General features: G+C 47.1%; 1 protein-coding gene. It reads left to right on the forward strand.

Annotated features, from left to right (window positions below; all coding sequences use genetic code 11):
* Positions 1-55: 55 nt before the first annotated feature.
* On the forward strand, positions 56-238 hold a 183-nt coding region (locus SB658_RS27260), incomplete at its 3' end, for an ATP-binding cassette domain-containing protein (protein ID WP_410603669.1).

The raw sequence follows: 238 nt of genomic DNA on the forward strand, positions 1-238 counted from the left end.
GTCCTATTGCGTATTTCATTTTTGGTCGTAAACAATCTTAGTAGGGGGGATTCGCTTGAATATGTTGGAGTGTCATGGGCTGACGAAATCGTATGGACGACATGAAGTGTTAAAAGATGTTTCGTTTTCTGTTGGGGAGGTTGGATGTGTCGGTTTTTTAGGAGCCAATGGAGCGGGGAAGACAACGACGATTCGGATTCTGACGGGGCTTGCTCGTCCTACGTCTGGTGTCGTGAAG

The sequence above is a fragment of the Bacillus sp. SIMBA_008 genome (genome assembly GCF_046535495.1).
GTDB lineage: Bacteria > Bacillota > Bacilli > Bacillales > Bacillaceae > Bacillus > Bacillus subtilis.